This window comes from Skermanella sp. (genome assembly GCF_059503625.1).
The window spans coordinates 1-2131 of record NZ_JCACHA010000510.1 but is presented as its reverse complement, the minus strand read 5'-3'; the positions used below and the strand labels follow the sequence as shown (position 1 = coordinate 2131).

The window sequence follows — 2131 nt, the reverse complement described above, 5'->3', positions numbered from 1 at the left end:
ATCGGGAACCGAGGTTACGTTGATCGGGTAGACGAACCTAACGAAGCCATCGCCGGCGACCCGAAAGACCTCGACGCCAGCCGTAGGTGTTGTATTCGTTCCCCGGTAGGTCGCGCCACGGAGTTCAATTTCGATTTCATTTGGTGCGCGCTCCCGGCACTGGGCGCGCAGGATACTGATCTTGGGCAGCGTTTCATTGGCAACCGTGCCGCCGCTCACCTCGAGATCCCACAAGTATAGCTTTTTATCACTGTCCGACCACCAGCCCTCTGCTGCGACGGGCGTGCCCGGAACGATGCTGTTGCGGGCAAGCGGGAAACCGAAATCGTTCTTCAGAGGGTTACCCGGAACGCGCTCATCAAATGGCGCCTTGTTCGGAGGGAAGGAAGCAGCACCGGAGCGGGGCGGCATCAGGACAACTTCCATGCCATCGATCTTGAGAGAGCCGCCGCTGTTCTGGGTAATATATCCCAGTGCCACGTTCTCCTCAGGGTTCAGCGCTATGTCCGAAGCGGTAACAACAACGCCGTTGCTTTCACCGATGACGATGGCGGTGCCGTTGAAGAAACCTTCCGGCTTGCCCGGAATTTCGCCCCTGACTGCTTCGCTAAAAGGAATGTCCGGGTTGGTCGGGGTCGAGATCTTCACATTCGCATCGTCTGGAATGCGGACAACAGTGCCCATCACCGTCATGGTCCTGGCATTGAGATCGAATGCCTGGATTCTGCCTTCGAGTTCCACTTCACTCACTGCGAACGGTGGCGTCTGCGCGGATGCAGCCGGAGAGTAGGAAAGTATGGCTGCCGGAGACAGCAGGGCGGTGGACAGGACGAGCATCTTGGTCAGACTACGCATAGGCAAATCCTCGGTGTCGCTCCCAGCGGGCGCGCAGTGGTTAGAGAGATTTTTCTGAATTTCATGCACCCGTTTCCGCAGATACTGCTATCGGACACCTGGCGGCATGATCGGAGCTTTTCAGGAGATCAAGTGCTTGCCGTGTACACCTAGATCATTGGCAAAAAAGGTGTGAGCATCCACACGTCATGACATGTGGTGGATTACTCCCTTGCGGCAAAAGCGCAGTCCTTGCCTCCCCTGTTACTGTCTTTCCCTGACATGACGATTGCGGCGGCTCAATATTCCTGATTTTTTCTGAACCAAGAGAGGTATTCCAAGTTCACCGGAATACAGTCTAATTTTGGACTTTAGGCATACATAGGGTATTTGATAGATCCCATAGGCATAGCGGCGGTTTCGTCGAAAACCAAACCGGCGATATTCAGTGTGTGAAGCTTGGATCCACTGAGATGATCTGAAAAGCAGTCCGTGACCGAAGCTCCTTTGTGGATGTGACGGACCTGTGGCGCCATACAGTCTTACCTCTTATGAAAAGAGGCACAATCAGGATTAAGTACCGCTCTGAGTCGTCTTTCTCAAGGAAAGGTAGAAACACGCTCGACGGTGGAAAATAAAAATGCAAAGAGCCGAAGACGATGTCAGGGATGCCCTGCCGGCATTGTACCTAAAATTGAGGCGTTTCGCCTTTACTCTCACTGGAACGGAGGACGGAGCCGATGATCTGGTCCAGATCACCTGCGAAAGGGCAATTCGTCAGGCATGCCAGCGGGACCCTGCGACTCCTCTCGTGGCGTGGCTGTACTCGGTGATGAACAATGCCTGGGAGGGAGAGCGGGAGTTGCCGCCCAGTACCGAACTCGTCAGCGAAATTCCAGAACACGACTATCGCAGCACTATGGTTTTTGAGGACCGTCTAATGCTGAGAAGTGTCCGACGAAAAATTCTCGACCTGCGAAAAGAACAACGATCGGTTGTAACATTGGTAGCGCTGGAGGGTTTCAGTTATAGGGAAACGGCCGAGGTGCTCGGCATCCGCATCGGCACCGTCATGAGCCGCCTGTTCCGTGGGCGCCACGCGCTTTCCCGGATGATTGACATGCCGTCACGCCGATCAGTTGCCGGCCAGGACCTATGAACAGCCCCCTGTAAACTGCCGAGATGTGCGGGTATCCAGTGATCACGTAAAAAAGTTGGGCGGGCTGTCCCGGAAGCGAGATGGAAAAATCCTCCGGGCGGAACTCCTCCAGACTGCCTGTCGGAGAAAATCTTCCTC

2 protein-coding genes are annotated in these 2131 nt (G+C 54.9%); one reads left to right on the top strand and one right to left on the bottom strand.

Going from position 1 to position 2131, the window contains the following annotated elements; translation table 11 throughout:
• Window positions 1-855, bottom strand: an 855-nt coding sequence (locus AC5JJ6_RS10965; protein ID WP_496042065.1) for a hypothetical protein, incomplete at its 3' end; no start/stop codon positions are given.
• Between the two features lie 619 nt (window positions 856-1474).
• Here AC5JJ6_RS10965 and AC5JJ6_RS10960 point away from each other — a divergent pair.
• Entirely contained in the window at window positions 1475-1993 is a 519-nt protein-coding gene (locus AC5JJ6_RS10960) for an RNA polymerase sigma factor (RefSeq protein ID WP_496042064.1), read from the top strand.
• The last annotated feature ends 138 nt before the right edge of the window (window positions 1994-2131 follow it).

Coding starts and splice junctions, on each gene's coding strand:
- AC5JJ6_RS10960 (WP_496042064.1), top strand. CDS start 1,475: ATGCAAAGAGCCGAAGACGATGTCAGGGATGCCCTGCCGGCATTGTAC.